Source organism: Sphingopyxis sp. 2PD (genome assembly GCF_005503695.1).
GTDB lineage: Bacteria > Pseudomonadota > Alphaproteobacteria > Sphingomonadales > Sphingomonadaceae > Sphingopyxis.
The window spans coordinates 25,823-40,297 of record NZ_SCMU01000015.1; the positions used below are offsets into that span (position 1 = coordinate 25,823).

The 14,475-nt window shown below is 63.8% G+C and carries 11 protein-coding genes; 7 read left to right on the plus strand and 4 right to left on the minus strand.

Annotated elements, in window-relative coordinates:
• Positions 1 to 14 precede the first annotated feature (14 nt).
• Positions 15 to 1,646: an MFS transporter gene (locus FFS18_RS11475; RefSeq protein WP_137870938.1), complete on the plus strand. Its 1,632-nt coding sequence runs from the start codon at positions 15 to 17 to the stop codon at positions 1,644 to 1,646.
• 44 nt (positions 1,647 to 1,690) lie between these two features.
• Positions 1,691 to 2,740 (plus strand): alanine racemase, encoded by a 1,050-nt coding sequence (gene alr, locus FFS18_RS11480; protein WP_137870939.1) that lies wholly within the window; start codon positions 1,691 to 1,693, stop codon positions 2,738 to 2,740.
• Here alr and FFS18_RS11485 read toward each other — a convergent pair.
• Together FFS18_RS11485 and FFS18_RS11490 are read right to left on the minus strand one after the other, a co-directional pair.
• Positions 2,737 to 3,717: a 2OG-Fe(II) oxygenase gene (locus FFS18_RS11485; RefSeq protein WP_249340383.1), complete on the minus strand. Its 981-nt coding sequence runs from the start codon at positions 3,715 to 3,717 to the stop codon at positions 2,737 to 2,739. The genes alr and FFS18_RS11485 overlap by 4 nt on opposite strands.
• A gap of 5 nt (positions 3,718 to 3,722) precedes the next feature.
• The gene (locus FFS18_RS11490; protein WP_137870941.1) at positions 3,723 to 4,634 is read right to left on the minus strand and encodes an aspartyl/asparaginyl beta-hydroxylase domain-containing protein; all 912 of its coding nucleotides are present in this window, start codon (positions 4,632 to 4,634) and stop codon (positions 3,723 to 3,725) included.
• On the opposite strand from FFS18_RS11490, the gene FFS18_RS11495 reads away from it, so the two are divergent.
• Entirely contained in the window at positions 4,611 to 4,889 is a 279-nt protein-coding gene (locus FFS18_RS11495; RefSeq protein WP_137870942.1) for a hypothetical protein, read from the plus strand. The genes FFS18_RS11490 and FFS18_RS11495 overlap by 24 nt on opposite strands.
• A 59-nt stretch (positions 4,890 to 4,948) precedes the next feature.
• Here FFS18_RS11495 and FFS18_RS11500 read toward each other — a convergent pair whose 3' ends face one another.
• Positions 4,949 to 8,101 carry a TonB-dependent receptor domain-containing protein gene (locus tag FFS18_RS11500; protein ID WP_249340381.1) on the minus strand — a complete coding sequence of 1,051 codons (3,153 nt, stop codon included), beginning with the start codon at positions 8,099 to 8,101 and terminating at the stop codon, positions 4,949 to 4,951.
• 604 nt (positions 8,102 to 8,705) lie between these two features.
• Between FFS18_RS11500 and phaR the strand changes: the two genes are divergently transcribed.
• The 4 genes from phaR to FFS18_RS11520 are packed head-to-tail and all read left to right on the plus strand — an operon-like array spanning position 8,706 to position 13,621.
• Positions 8,706 to 9,242, plus strand: coding sequence for a polyhydroxyalkanoate synthesis repressor PhaR (gene phaR / locus FFS18_RS11505; protein WP_120218200.1), 537 nt, complete (start codon positions 8,706 to 8,708; stop codon positions 9,240 to 9,242).
• A 47-nt stretch (positions 9,243 to 9,289) separates the two neighbouring features.
• A complete protein-coding gene (gene proS, locus FFS18_RS11510; protein WP_137870944.1) occupies positions 9,290 to 10,816 on the plus strand; it encodes a proline--tRNA ligase in 1,527 nt (508 codons plus the stop codon).
• A gap of 58 nt (positions 10,817 to 10,874) precedes the next feature.
• The gene (locus tag FFS18_RS11515) at positions 10,875 to 11,303 is read left to right on the plus strand and encodes a GxxExxY protein (RefSeq protein ID WP_137870945.1); all 429 of its coding nucleotides are present in this window, start codon (positions 10,875 to 10,877) and stop codon (positions 11,301 to 11,303) included.
• Entirely contained in the window at positions 11,300 to 13,621 is a 2,322-nt protein-coding gene (locus tag FFS18_RS11520) for a ribonuclease R family protein (protein WP_137870946.1), read from the plus strand. Before FFS18_RS11515 ends, FFS18_RS11520 begins: the two co-directional genes overlap by 4 nt.
• A gap of 27 nt (positions 13,622 to 13,648) precedes the next feature.
• Here FFS18_RS11520 and FFS18_RS11525 read toward each other — a convergent pair whose 3' ends face one another.
• A complete protein-coding gene (locus FFS18_RS11525) occupies positions 13,649 to 14,443 on the minus strand; it encodes a helix-turn-helix domain-containing protein (RefSeq protein ID WP_137870947.1) in 795 nt (264 codons plus the stop codon).
• Positions 14,444 to 14,475: the final 32 nt, after the last annotated feature.

Genomic DNA, 14,475 nt, shown 5'->3' on the forward strand with positions numbered 1-14,475 from the left:
GGAGCCAGAAATATATGACCGAAGCCAGTGCCGCGGGCGCCGTTTACGAACCGACGCAGAAAGAAATCCGCATGGTCATCGCCGCCTCGTCGGCAGGCACCGTGTTCGAATGGTATGATTTCTTCATCTACGGCACACTCGCCGCGATCATCGGCAAGGCATTTTTCCCGAGCGACAATGCGACGCTGGAAACGCTGCTCGTTTGGGCGGGCTTTGCAGTCGGCTTCGGCTTTCGTCCGCTCGGCGCGGTGCTGTTCGGTTTCCTCGGCGATCGGCTGGGGCGCAAATATACATTCTTGGTCACCGTGACGCTGATGGGCGTGGCAACCGCGGGTGTCGGCATGATCCCGTCGGCGGCGACGATTGGCATCGCGGCGCCGATCATCGTCATCCTGCTCCGCGTGTTGCAGGGACTGGCGCTCGGCGGCGAATATGGCGGCGCGGCGGTCTATGTCGCCGAACATTCGCCGCCCGGAAAGCGTGGGTTCTACACCAGTTTCATCCAGGCCAGCGTCGTCGGCGGATTTGTGCTCAGCCTGGTGGTGGTGCTGGGATGCAAGGCGTTGATGCCGGATGCGGTCTGGGAAAGCTGGGGCTGGCGGGTGCCGTTCCTGCTGTCGCTGATCCTGCTCGCGATCTCGTTGTGGATGCGCCTGAAACTGTCCGAAAGTCCGGTGTTCAAGGCGATGAAGGCGCAGGGCGAGCTGGCGAAGAATCCGCTGAAGGAAAGCTTCACCTATCCCGGCAACCCGCGCCGCATCTTCATCGCTCTGTTCGGGATCGCGGCGGGTCTGACCGTGATCTGGTACACCGCGATGTTTTCGGGCCTGTCGTTCCTGAAAGGGCCGATGAAGGTCGAAGATACCGCCGCCGAGATCATCGTCGGCGTCGCGGCGGCGGTCGGCATGGGCTTTTTCATCTGGGCGGGGCATTTGTCGGACCGGATCGGACGCAAGAAGCCGATCGTATGGGGTTATGGCGCCACGCTGTTGTTGTTGTTCCCGCTGTTCTGGTGGATGGGCAGCGTCGGCAATCCCGCCCTGTCGGCGGCGGCCGAGCGAGCGCCGGTGACCGTGACCGGGTCGAAGTGCAGCTTTGATCCCTTTGCGCAGGTCCAGCAAACCGCGTGCGGCAAGACGCTGGGTGAACTCACCAAGCTTGGCGTCTCCTACAGCGTCGTGGCGACCGGCAGCGGCTTCGACAGCGTCACCATCCGTATCGGCGAGCGCGAGGTGGCCAGCGAGGATCCTGCGCTGCTGAAACCGGCGCTGGAAGCGAGCGGCTATGATTTCGCCAAGCAGGTACCGGGCTGGGGTGGCATCGCGATCATTTTTCTCGCGCTGCTCGGGCTCAGTGCCTTGTCGGGCTTTACCTATGGCCCGGTCGCGGCGCTGTTGTCGGAAATGTTCCCGCCGCATGTCCGCTATTCGTCGCTGTCGATTCCCTATCATGTCGGGACCGGCTATTTCGGCGGCTTCCTGCCGCTGATCGCGAGTTTCATCATCGCCAAGACCGGCAATGCCTATTCGGGGCTGTGGTACACCTGGGTCGTCGTGCTGGTGGCGTTTCTGGTGACCGCCTTCATGCTGAAGGATCCGGTTGAGGGGCAGTGGGACAAACAGCCATCCGGGACGGCGGAGGCCTGATCGAACCCATTGGCGCAGCCCGCCAACCCGTATAGGGCACGCCGATGATCGCCGTGCCTTCGCCCCTCCGCCTGTGTCTCGACCGCGACGCGCTGGTTACCAACTGGCGCTGGCTGGCGGCAGAGAGCGGCGGCGGCGCCGCGTGCGGCGCGGCGCTCAAGGCCGACGGCTACGGCCTCGGTGCGCGCGCCGTGATGCAGCATCTTGCCGCCGCGGGGTGCCGCGACTTTTTCGTTGCCACCTGGTCCGAAGCGGCCGCGTTGATGCCGCTGTCCGCGGGCGTGTCGCTGTCGGTCCTGCATGGGGTCGGAGCGAGCGACATGGTCGCCGCGCGGCTGCTACCGGCGCGTCCGGTGCTGAACAGCGTCGAACAGGTGCGGCGCTGGCGCGACGCCGGTGAAGCGCGACCGTGCGACGTCATGGTCGACACGGGCATGAACCGGCTGGGGCTGCGGGTCGAGGAAGCGCTGGGCGGTGCGCTCGACGGACTGGTGATCGACACGCTGATGAGCCATCTGGCGTCGGCGGACGAGGACAGCGCGCAGAATGCGCGGCAGCTCGCCGCGTTCCGGGCGCTGCGCGAGCGGATCCCGGCGCGGCGATACAGCCTCGCGAACAGCGCCGGGATTTGCTTGGGCGCCGAATATGCGTTCGACCTGACGCGTCCGGGGATCGCGCTTTATGGCGGCATCCCGCGCGGCGAGGCTGCAGGCCATATCGGTCAGGTGGCGTTTCCAGAAGCGCGCGTGCTGCAAGTGCGTCCGGTCCCCGCGGGCGAGACGGTCGGCTATGGCGCTTCGTGGACGGCAGCGCGCGACAGCCGCATCGCGGTGGTCAACCTCGGCTATGCCGACGGCTATCTGCGCTGTCACGCGGGCAGCGGGCGCGCGACGTGGCAGGGGCGGGCACTGCCGCTGGTCGGCCGTGTGTCGATGGACCTCACCGCGTTCGATGTCAGCGATGCGGCAGGCCTGGGTGAGGGCGAATGGCTGGGCCTCGACTACGACCTGCCCGCCGTGTCGGCGCGGAGCGGGCTGTCGCAATATGAGTTGCTCACCGGGCTCGGCCGCCGGTTCGAGCGCGTCTGGGGCTAAACCGGACGCATCCCCCACGGGTCGAAGTCGTGGATGCGTATCCAGCGGGTACTGATCCATTTTTCGCCGCGGGTAACGGGTAGCCCGGCATGGCGGCTGCGCTCGTCGACTTGGCCGTCGGAGAGCGTGTTGGCGAAGAGGATCATGTCGCCGGTTTGACCGCGAAACTCGACGCCGACCGACGGAAACTGCGTCGCACCGCCGTCATAATCGTCGTTGAGATAGGCGATGGCCGTCATCACGCGCTGATTGCTTTCGCCGGGCAGGCAATCATGATGCAGCCGATATTGCTGACCGGGCGCATATCGTAGAACGGTGAGCGGTTCGCCCTGCTCGGCGCGCGTGCGTGTCGCCGCTGCAATCCGCCGGTCGATCGCGTGGATGACCAGATCCTGCTGGATGGGGCCCAGCACCGTACCCTCGGAGGTCCGGATCGGGTGCGGAATTTCACGGCCCGTGGTCGAATCAACGACGATCGACGGCACCAGCCTGGGCGCTGAAAGCGCCATGATGTGCGCGCATTCATCGGGCGTGAGCAGGCCGCGCACGACACCGAGCGTCGGCGACGTCGCCAGCGTTTCGACCGGCGATGTCGAGGCCGGATCGCCCGTCGGGGTCAGCGCCATCGCCGCGAGCAGTTCGCGCTGGCGCGCCGCGTCGGGATCATGCTTGGCCGCCTTGTCGAGCAGGTTCAGCGCCGCGCCCCAGTCCGCTGGGCCGCCCGCGCCGATAGCGACAAACACCGCATGGGTCAGCGTCCCGCCGCGATGCCCCGCCGCGCCGGCCTTTTCGAACAGCGCCCGCGCCGCGGCAAAGCTGCGCGGCACCGGGGTGCCATACACGTGCCACAGCGCGAGCTCGTAAAGCGCGTCACCATACCCGCGTTTCGCCGCGTCGATGAGGAGGTCGACCGCCGCCTGCGCGCGCCCGGCATCCAGCAACGCATTGGCTCGTTCGACGATGTTCGACGACTGCACGCGCTTCAATCCAGCGCTGGATTGGCAAAGAAGGTCGCAATTTCCTGACGCTCTCGGTCGCTAAGTTCGGGGCGCCAGATGTCGAAGATCAGCACGACGCGATCCTCGTGGCTGTTGTTCCATGCCTCATGCTCGATCGTGTCGTCAAAGATCAGCAGCTTGCCTTCTTCCCACTGCCGCACGTCATTACCGACGCGAAAGGCGCATTGCGGGGGCACGATAAGCGGCAGGTGGCAGATCAGCCGGGCGTTGTGCATCCCGTTGTGCGGGGCAATCCGCGCGCCGGGGCGGAGCAAAGAGAACATCACCGTCGGCGAGCTCGCGATCCAGGGCAGCGGTACGGCATTCACTGCCTCCCAGGTCCTGGGGCAGCGGGCGATGACATCGTCCGACAGCGCACCATTTTCGGCAAAGAACAAGGTGCTCCAGTCGCTATTGTCGAGCAATGGATTGGCGTCGGCGCGCGCCCGATCGACGTGGGACGTCATATAGGGCCGGAATCCGTCGCCCCCCGCCGCGAGCAGCGCCACAAGCTCGTCGCGGATGGCACCGGTCGCAGCCTCAAGCGCCGAAGCCCAAGCGAACGCGGCAGGGTCGTAAAACTGGATCTGCGGCAGCTCGGGGACGTAATAGCCCGTGGGTTCCTGCACAAAGATGCGCTTGCGGCCCGCGAGTATGTCGAGCGACTGCTGGAAGCGGGGACTGCGGGCGTCGGGGGGCAGCCCGGCATCGATGAGTTTGGCTTCGCGCTGCTCGACAATGCGCGCCTTGAACGTCGCGACCCATGTTTCCGCGCGCTGCACTTCGCTGTGCAGGTCGGGTGGCAGCTCCTGGCGCTGGGCAACAAGAAGGGCGATTTCATAGCGTTGCAGCGCATTGCGATCATCGCCAGCATGGGCGCGGCAGTCACCCTTCATGATGTGTCCGCGGACCGCTTGCGGTTCGAGGGCGAGCAATTGATCGAGCGCGGCTTCTTCGGCAACGCGATCGCCATCCGACCGGCAGGCGACCGCGAGGAGCAGCCAAATCTGCGCATTGGCGCGGCCGCTCTGCGTGATTGTTTCGAAGCGCGCGCGGGCGATGGCCGATTGCCCACGCTGGAGTGCATCGACGCCTTCTTTTGCGAGGCGTTCGGCATCGTGATTGCTCAGCTGCAAAACCTGTCCTTTTGAGCAAAGAAAAGGGGCCGGAACAACGTCCCGACCCCCAATCTATTTCGATCGCGTCGCGATTAGAAGCGGGCGCGAGCGCCAGCGTAAACCGTACGACCACGGAAGCTGTAGATCGCGCTACCCGCACCCGTTGCCGTGGTACCCAGCGGCGGCATCTTGTCGAGGATGTTGTCCATCCCGACGTAGAAGTTCAGGTTCGGGCCGCCCGCTTCCTTGTTCACGTCCCATTCGAAGCGAAGGTCGTGATAGAAAACGGCCGGATATTTTTCGCGGTCGGCAAAGTCGATGTTTGCCGGCGGCAGACCGTTCAGCTCGTTCAGATCTTCATAGGTGGTGAGGAGCATCGGGCCGATGTAGCGCAGACGGTAGCCCAGCGTGAACGGACCCTTTTCGAAGTCGAAGTCCCAACGGAATTCGTCCTTCGGGTCGCCCAGCTCGCCCAGGATCCGGTTTTCGAAGTCCGGATTGACCGAGTCCTGGAAGTTGCTGACCGTCAGGTTGTGGGTGTAGATGAGGTTCGTGTTGAACTTCACCGAACCCAGATCGGTGCGATACGACAGGTTGACGTCGATACCTTCGCGAACGCGCTTGGCGAAGTTCACCGGCGCCACGATCAGCGAGTTGCTGACGATACGGCCCGATGCGTCACCCGCACTGTTCGGCCCGCCGCTCAGGTTACGCGTGAACTGGCCGCAGAACACGTTGTTCAGATCCGCCGAGTCGTAACAGCTGTTCACGATTTGCTGTGCGGTCAGCGCCACGATGATACCGTTCACCTTGATGTCGTAATAGTCGACCGACAGGTTCAGGCCCGGGATGAAGCGCGGCTGAATGACCACACCATAGGTGTAGCTGTCCGATGTTTCCGCGGTCAGGTTCGGGTTCGAACCGCTGACGATCGCCAACGACTGGGTGATGTCGGTCAGATTGTTGAGGAACGCACCCAAGGCCGCCGTACAGTTGGCCAGACGAACGCCCGAACCGCGCTGCGCGGGGTTACAGGGATCGACGAAGTTCGGCGCGAAGTTCGGGACCAGCGGGAATGCGGTTTCCGACACGTTCGGTGCGCGAACGGCGCGGCTGTAGTTGCCGCGGAAGCGGATGTCTTCGACCGGCGCCCAGTCGAGACCGGCGTTGTACGAATACACCGTGCCGACGTTACCCTGATATTTGGCAACGCGACCCGCACCGCTGATCGTCAGTTCGTGCGCAAACGGCACTTCCTTGAGCAGCGGCAGCTGAAGTTCGCCGTACAATTCCTTCACCTTGAACGTATTCGGTTCAAAGCTCGGGATCGAGACGCCATTGGTGAAGCCGTCGGTCACGAACGCATCCTGCTGATAGAAAGCGTTTTCTTCGCGATACTCGGCACCGATTGCGAAGCGGACCGGGCCGCCCGGCAGGTTGAAGAAGCCGCTGGTATCACCCGAGACGAAGCCCGACAGCACGAGCTGGTCGAGGCCCGAACGCGCCGTGAAGGTGCGGGCGAAATAGTTCTTGGCGGCCGTGTTGTCCTGCGATCCGAACGGATTGTAGGGAACGCAGGCAGCAATATCGGCGGCGAGGCGAGCAGCATTGCGCGCCGCGATTGCAGTCGAAACAGCGTCGGTCCGCTGGATCGGCAGCGCCGCGGTCGGGTCGAACTGCGAACGGCACTGGATCTGGCCGGTCACCGGGTTGCGGCCCGCGTCCATCGACAGCATGAAACGCTGGCGATCGAGGAAGCCGTCGGTGGTGATGGCTTCCTTGAACTTGCCATAGTTCGCCGAGATTTCGTAGCTCCAGTCTTCGTTGAACGTGCCGCGAAGGCCGCCAACCACGCGCCACGTGTCGCGCTGGAACGCTTCGTCACGAAGCCCGACGTCAAGCAGGTTACGCGCCAGAACGAAGCGGTAGCTGCCGTTGTTGATGTTGGCGATGTCCGTTGCGGTCAGGTTGCCGCCGGCGGGGCAGGTTACCTGAAGGTCGGTGCGGCACCCCGACGCGAGGATCGCGTTGGCGAGCGTCGTGCGATCGGCCGGGTTCAGGAACGGGTTGTCGATGCGCGGACGTTCGCGGAAGTCGAACGCCGACTGCACGCCCTGGAAGAACGACGGACCGGCGTTGTTGCCGAGTGCGTTCACACGGTTCCACTTGGCTTCAAGGAAGACTTCAGCGGCTTCGCTGAACTCGTAGCGCGACAGCATGTTGAAGTTGTAGCGTTCGGTGAACGGCAAAACCGACAGGGTCTTGCCTTCGCGACCGGTCTGGCCATTGCCGCCGACGATCCCACCAATGATGCCCGAGCCGAAGCGCGTGCCGGTCTGCTGAACCAGACGGCCATCGTTGGTGAAGATATAGGTGCAGTTATACGGTGTGCCGTTGCTGTTCGGGCCACCGTTATTCGCTGCCGTACCGCGGCCGCAGGCTGCGGCAGGCGTATTCTGCTGGTTGACGGGGATCAGGCCGTTGAAGTGGATGCTGGCGCTGCTCAGGCCACGGAAAAAGGTGCGATCGGGGAAACCGTCGCCACCGTTGACGATACCGGCGCCGGCATCGGCATCGATAACGCCAAAGCCGTTGTTCAAGCGGAATTCCGGAATGTCCGACGCAAAAACGCGGTCATTGCGCGCATATTCGGCGTGCAGCGTGATGTTGCCGCGATCTTCGGCAAAATTCTTGCCGACCATGCCCGAGATATACTGGTTCCCGCCGAAGCCCGAATCGGCCACACCGGCCTGGGCGCGCAGCTGGATGCCTTCATAGTCGCGGCGGAGCACGAAATTGACGACGCCGGCGATGGCGTCCGAACCGTAAATCGCCGAGTTACCGCCGGTAACGATGTCGACGCGCTCGATGAGGTCGTTCGGGATGGTGTTGATGTCGGGCGACACGGCGTTGTTGAGGATGTCGGCCGGGACGTGACGGCGGCCGTTGACCAGAACCAGCGTGCGCTGCGTGCCGAGACCGCGAAGGTCGAGGAGGTTCAGACCGGCGATGCCGATGCCGAGGCCCGGGTTCTGCTGGGCGAAGGTGCTGCGCAGCTGGGGAAGATCGTTCAGCGTGTCACCAATATTGGTCTGACCCTGCTGGAAAAAGCTCTCGCCCGTGATCGACGTGATCGGCACGGTCGATTCAAGGTTCGGACGGCGGATGCGCGACCCGGTGACGACGATGGTGCCTTCATCGGCGGTCGCTGCTTCGTCGGCAGGCGCGACGGGATCCTGGGCCATCGCCGGCATGGCGCTGAACAAAGCGAGAGTCAGGGCCGAGCCCCGCACTAGCAGGCTAGTCTTCTTCATAATGTTATTCCCCGGTTGCCGTTCAAAAGATGAGAGTGAACGGGTTGCCCTCTAAAAAGACAAAAAATTCGAGCGGCACAAGCTTTTGATGAAATTTTGATGTGATTTTTGTGGCACCGGTTCAACTCGGTCGAGGGTTGTGCCATTTTCGCAACAGGTCGGCAGACGGGCCTCCGATAGGGCGTTCATGCGGCCAGTCGAAGGTGCGGTAATGAAGTTCCGTCGAATGGGATTTTTCACGCCGTTTATGCCAAAATTGTAATTTCAGAAGAAACTAAATTACGCAAGGTGCCTTGCGCGCCTTTGGTGGCGTGGTTGCAAGCGCTCGCGGGGGCTTGGCCGCTTGCCGACGCTGCAATGCACAACCATCACGTACGCGCATGTCGCGGACGCCGAATCGACCGCTGCCCGCATCGCCGGACCGTAGGTCGCGCATGTTGCGATGCATCATAATTTGGTGCTAATGCACCGATCAAACATTTATCCCGCGCGGCGCAGTCGCCAGGATGCGGTACAACAAGGAGCGCGGGTCAAGATGGCGAAGTCCAAGGCGGCGGCGGACGATGGCGTCGTCACGATCAAGAAATATGCCAACCGGCGGCTCTATGACACGGAACGCAGCTGTTACATCACGCTCGAAGATCTGGGGACGATGGTCCGCGACGGGCGCGAATTCCGCGTCGTCGATGCCAAGAGCGGCGAGGACATTACGCATAATGTGCTAACCCAGATTATCATGGACGAGGAAACGCGCGGCGAAACGCTGTTGCCTGTCAATTTCCTGCGCCACCTGATCGGCATGTATGGCGACAAGATGCAGTCGATGGTACCGCAATATCTGGAAGCATCGATGACCGCCTTCCGCAAGAACCAGCAGGATGTCCGTGCGGCGTTCGAAGGCGCGCTGGGTTCGAACCCGCTGGCCGAGCTTACGCGGCGCAACATGGAAATGTTCCAGCAGGCCGCGGGGGCATTTATCCCGGGCGCGGGCGGTGCGAAGGCCAAGGACGCCGAAATCGCGGCGCTGAAGGCCGAAGTGGCGGCGCTGAAGGCCGAACTCGCGAAGAAGTGACAGATGGGTGCCGCGGCGCCCTCAACGACAGAAAAATCGGATATTTCATGGTCAAACATGCGCTCAGCGTAACCCGGCAGGCCGACTTTGCGGCCTGGTATCAGGACGTCATTGCCGAAGCCGATCTCGCCGAGGAATCGGGCGTGCGCGGCTGTATGGTGATCAAGCCGTGGGGTTATGGCATCTGGGAACGCATCCAGACGGTGATGGACGCGGCGATCAAGGATGCCGGGGTCCAGAACTGCTATTTCCCCTTGTTCATACCCTTGAGCTTCTTTGAGAAGGAAGCCGATCATGTCGATGGTTTCGCAAAGGAAATGGCGGTCGTTACCCATCACCGCCTGATCGGCGACGGCAAGGGGAAGCTGGTCCCCGACCCCGAGGCAAAGCTCGAAGAACCGCTGATCGTTCGCCCCACGTCGGAGACGGTGATCGGCGCCGCGATGAGCCGTTGGGTACAGAGCTGGCGCGACCTGCCGCTGAAGGTCAATCAATGGGCCAATGTCGTGCGCTGGGAGATGCGCACGCGCATGTTCCTGCGCACCAGCGAGTTCCTGTGGCAGGAGGGGCATACCGCGCACGCCGACAAGGACGATGCGATGGCGGAAACCTTGCGCGCGCTCGAAATGTACCGTGCCTTTGCCGAGGATGTGCTGGCGATGCCGGTCGTCGCGGGCGAAAAGCCCGAGAATGAGCGCTTCCCGGGCGCGGTCGCGACCTATTCGATCGAGGCGATGATGCAGGACGGCAAGGCCTTGCAGGCGGGCACCTCGCATTACCTCGGTACCGGCTTCGCCGAGGCCGCGGGCATTCGGTATCAGGATAAGGACGGCGGTCATTCGCTGTGCCACACGACGAGCTGGGGCGTGTCGACGCGCATGATCGGCGGCGTGATCATGACGCACGGTGACGATGATGGCCTGCGCTGTCCGCCGCGCATCGCGCCGCACCAGATCGTTATCGTGCCGATGCTGCGCGACAATGACGAGGACGCCGCGATCCTCGATTATTGCCGCGACCTCGAGGCGCAGCTGAAAGCGCTCGACGCGTTCCGCGAACCGGTGCGGGTACTGCTCGATACCGGCGCGAACAAGGCGCAGACCAAACGCTGGGGCTGGGTCAAGAAGGGCGCACCGATCATCGTCGAGGTCGGCCCGCGCGACGTTGCGGGCGGCAATGTGGCGATCATCCGCCGCGACCGGCTGTACAAGGATGACGGCAAGCTCAATTCGGCGTTCATCGCGAAGGGCGATTTCGTCGCCGATGCGGTCGCAACGCTCGCCGACATCCAGACGAGCCTCCACGCCGAGGCGAAACAGCGCCTCGACGCGAATATCCGCCGCGACGTCACCGACCTCGCCGCGCATTTTGCGGGCGACGAAAAGTTCGTCGGCTGGGCCGAAGTGCAATGGTCGCGCCCGACCGGCGCGGCGCTCGACAAGATCGTCGAGCAACTCAAGTCGCTGAAGCTCACGATGCGCAACACGCCGATGGACGCCGCGCCCGCCGACGGTGCCTGCTTCTTCACTGGCGAACCGGCGGTCGAGCGGGTGCTGATCGGGCGGACCTACTGATTTAGGCGTTGCGAGATTTGGTTCGCACAAAGACACAAAGACACGAAGGGGGCAGGGCATGGATATCGAACAGCTCTGCACTATCGTCGTCGATTGCGGCTTCAAACTTCATCAGGATATTGGCCCCGGCTTACTGGAGTCGGCCTACGAAGCGATGTTGGCGGCCAAACTGTGTGCATTAGGACTAAAAGTCGATCGGCAGGTACCGATCGACTTGACCTACGACGGCATTGCCATTCCCAACGCCTTTCGGATCGATTTGCTGGTCGATGATAGGGGCTTGATAGAGCTCAAGTCGAGCGAGACAACCGCCCCGGTTCATGCGAAGCAGGTTATTACTTATTTGAGATTAATGGGTTTGACCCACGGATTTGTCATGAACTTCGGTACCCCGACATTTAAGGAAGGCGTCCGGCGCCTGCTGAATGACCCGACGCTCTTCGTGTCTTCGTGTCTTCGTGCGAACAAACTGCGCGACGTCGGATGAAAAAGCCCAAGCCACAGCCCGGACTCCCGACGCGCGAGCAGATCCTTCGCTTTATCGAAGCGAGTAAGGATGCGGTCGGCAAGCGTGAGATCGCCAAACATTTTGCGCTGCACGGCAACGACAAGATCGCATTGAAGGCGCTGCTGAAGGACATGACCGACGAGGGGCTGGTCGACATGGCGCCGGGCCGGGCGTTCCACAAGCATGGCGGCCTGCCGCGGGTGACGGTGCTGCGCGTCGTCGCGATCGAGGGCAGCAACCTCTGGGCGGTTCCCGACCGCTGGGAAGGAACCGCGCCGCCGCCGCGGCTGCGCGTGATGGAGCAGGGACGAAAGGGCGCGCTTGGCGTCGGCGACCGCATCCTTGCGCGCACCGAGGAGCGCGGCAACGGGCATGTCGCGCATCCGATGAAACGGCTCGCGGCGAGCGCCGAGACGGTGATCGGCGTGCTGGTCGAGGACGTCGGTCCGGGCGGCAAGCCGATGATCTGGCTGCGTCCCGCCGACAAGCGCGCACGGTTCGACTTCGCGGTTGCGGACAAGGGCGATGCCGACATCGGCGACCTCGTGCGCGCCGAGCTGACCGGACGCGGCGCGGCGATCAAGGCGAAGGTCATCGACCGGATCGGCGACCCCTTTGCGCCGAAGGCGCTGAGCATGATCGCGATCGCGCGGCACGAAATCCCGCATGTTTTCGACGGCGAGACAATCGCCGAGGCCGAGCGCGCGGCCGGGCTGCCGCTTACCGCCGACGGGCGCGAGGATTTGCGAGACCTGCCGATCGTCGCGATCGACCCCATCGACGCGCGCGACCATGATGACGCCGTCTGGGCGATCGCCGACGAGGATCCGGGCAACCAGGGCGGCTATAAGGCGATCGTCGCGATCGCCGACGTCAGTTTTTATGTCCGCCCCGACGGCGACCTCGACCGCGAGGCACGGCGGCGCGGCAACAGCGTCTATTTCCCCGACCGCGTCGTGCCGATGCTCCCCGAAACGCTGTCGGCGGGGGTTTGTTCGCTGAAAGCGCGCGAAGACCGCGCCGCGATGGCGTGCCACCTGGTTATCGACAAGCATGGCAAGGTGACGTCATGGCGCTTTAACCGCGCGCTCGTGCGGCTGCGCGCCAACATCGCCTATGAACATGCGCAAGCGGCCTATGATGCCGATACGCCGCGGGATGATTGGGATGCCGATGTGCTCCCGACGCTGCGGAGCCTGTGGGCTTGTTGGGCTTTGCTCGCGAAAGCGCGCGCCGCCCGCGCGCCGCTCGACCTCGACCTGCCCGAACGTCAGGTGATCCTCGACGAGGCGGGCGGCATTGCCGAAATCCGCGTGCGCGACCGGCTCGATTCGATGCGGCTGATCGAGGATTATATGATCGCGGCGAATGTCGCGGCGGCAAAAGCGCTCGAGGCGAAGAAATCGCCGGTCATGTACCGCATCCACGAGCCGCCGAGCCGCGAGAAGCTGGTCAGTCTCAAGGACTATCTCGAAACCTTTGAACAGAGCTTCGCGCTGGGGCAGGTGATCACGCCCGCGGTGTTCAACCGGCTGATCGACGGCTTTTCGGAGGACGACCGGCTGCCCGAGATCATGCAGGCGATCCTGCGCAGCCAGACGCAGGCCTATTACGGCCCCGCCAATGCAGGCCATTTCGGCCTCGCGCTCGGCAGTTATGCGCATTTCACCTCACCGATCCGGCGTTACGCCGACCTGATCGTCCACCGCGCGCTCGTCGACAGTTACCGGCTCGAAGTCCCGGGCAAACCCAGGAACCTGCCCGCGCGCACCGGACTGGGCGAGGCCGATGCCAAGGGGCTGTCGCGCATCGGCGAAGCGATCAGCGCATTGGAACGCCGCGCGATGGAGGCCGAGCGCGAGACGGTCGATCGCTATGTCGCGGCCTATCTGGCGGGCAAGACCGGCGAGATCGTCGCGGCGCGGATCACCGGGGTGCAGCCCTTCGGCTTTTTCGCGACGGTTGACGGTCTCGGCGGCGACGGGCTGGTGCCGGTGTCGACGCTGGGCAGCGAACGCTTCTTCTACGACGAAGCGGCGCGCAGCCTCGACAGCGAGCATGGCCGCGTCAGCTATAGCGTCGGTCAGCGGCTGGACCTGCGGCTGATGGACGCCAACCCGGTGAGCGGCGCGCTGCGTTTCGAGCTGCCCGATGCGCCCGAAGGCGGCTTCCGCAATCGCCCGCCGCGCCGCGACGGGGTGAAGGGGAAGGCGACCGGGAAAGACAAGGCGGGCAAGCATATGGTCGGCAAGCGCGGGCGGCCGGCGAACATCAAGCACAAGGGGCGGCGGCGCTAACTCTCCCTCCCTGCAAGGGAAGGGAGATCACTTGCCCGCCAATTTCTGCAACAACGCTGCACTCTCTGCATCCGCCGGAAAAAACGCTTCGATCGCCAGTTCCGACAGGGTGATATCGACCGGCGTTCCGAAAATCGTCACCGTCGACACGAATGAAATCCGCCCGGCATCGGTGTCGAGGATCAGCGGGACCGCGATGCTGCTCGCGTGGCTGTCGCGATGTTCGGCGCTGTGGTCGTCGCTCTGCACCGCATAACTCGCCAGCTCGTCGCGCAGCGCGATCAATCCGGTATCGGCGCTTGTCGCAATCTGGACGTCGATCCGCTCCAATATATGCGCGCGCCACTCGCCATAGTTGACGATCTGCGGCGCCAGCCCCTCGGGATGCAGCGCGATGCGCAGCACATTGACCGGCGGGGCCAGCAGCGCGGGCGCGACCTGCGCGGTGAGGATCGCGATCGCGCCGTTCGCGGCGACCAGGTTCCAGTGGCGATCGACCGCGAGCGCGGGATAGGGCTCGTGACCCTTCAGCACATGCTCGACGATCGCGCGCACCCCCGCCATTTCGGGACTGTCGAGCGGACGTTCCTGATAGTCTGGGGCATAGCCCGCGGCGAGGAGGAGCGCGTTGCGGGCGCGGTGCGGGACTTCCAGACGATCGGCGATCCGCTGCAACATCTGCGCGCTCGGTTTTGACCGCCCCGTTTCGATAAAGCTCAAATGCCGGGTCGACATCTCGGTGTCGAGCGCCAGGTCCATCTGGCTCATCCGGCGGCGGCTGCGCCATTCGCGAAGTTGGGCGCCCAAGGGTGCGGGTTGCATCATCGTCTCCTTTGCCGCGAGAGCTATACCCC

Excerpts from the sequence above, each read along its gene's own strand:
- phaR (WP_120218200.1), top strand. The coding sequence starts at position 8,706 with ATGGCGAAGTCCAAGGCGGCGGCGGACGATGGCGTCGTCACGATCAAG.
- FFS18_RS11515 (WP_137870945.1), top strand. The coding sequence starts at position 10,875 with ATGGATATCGAACAGCTCTGCACTATCGTCGTCGATTGCGGCTTCAAA.
- proS (WP_137870944.1), top strand. The coding sequence starts at position 9,290 with ATGGTCAAACATGCGCTCAGCGTAACCCGGCAGGCCGACTTTGCGGCC.
- FFS18_RS11520 (WP_137870946.1), top strand. The coding sequence starts at position 11,300 with ATGAAAAAGCCCAAGCCACAGCCCGGACTCCCGACGCGCGAGCAGATC.
- alr (WP_137870939.1), top strand. The coding sequence starts at position 1,691 with ATGATCGCCGTGCCTTCGCCCCTCCGCCTGTGTCTCGACCGCGACGCG.
- FFS18_RS11525 (WP_137870947.1), bottom strand. The coding sequence starts at position 14,443 with ATGCAACCCGCACCCTTGGGCGCCCAACTTCGCGAATGGCGCAGCCGC.
- FFS18_RS11500 (WP_249340381.1), bottom strand. The coding sequence starts at position 8,101 with ATGGCCCAGGATCCCGTCGCGCCTGCCGACGAAGCAGCGACCGCCGAT.
- FFS18_RS11475 (WP_137870938.1), top strand. The coding sequence starts at position 15 with ATGACCGAAGCCAGTGCCGCGGGCGCCGTTTACGAACCGACGCAGAAA.
- FFS18_RS11495 (WP_137870942.1), top strand. The coding sequence starts at position 4,611 with ATGGGCGCGGCAGTCACCCTTCATGATGTGTCCGCGGACCGCTTGCGG.
- FFS18_RS11490 (WP_137870941.1), bottom strand. The coding sequence starts at position 4,634 with ATGAAGGGTGACTGCCGCGCCCATGCTGGCGATGATCGCAATGCGCTG.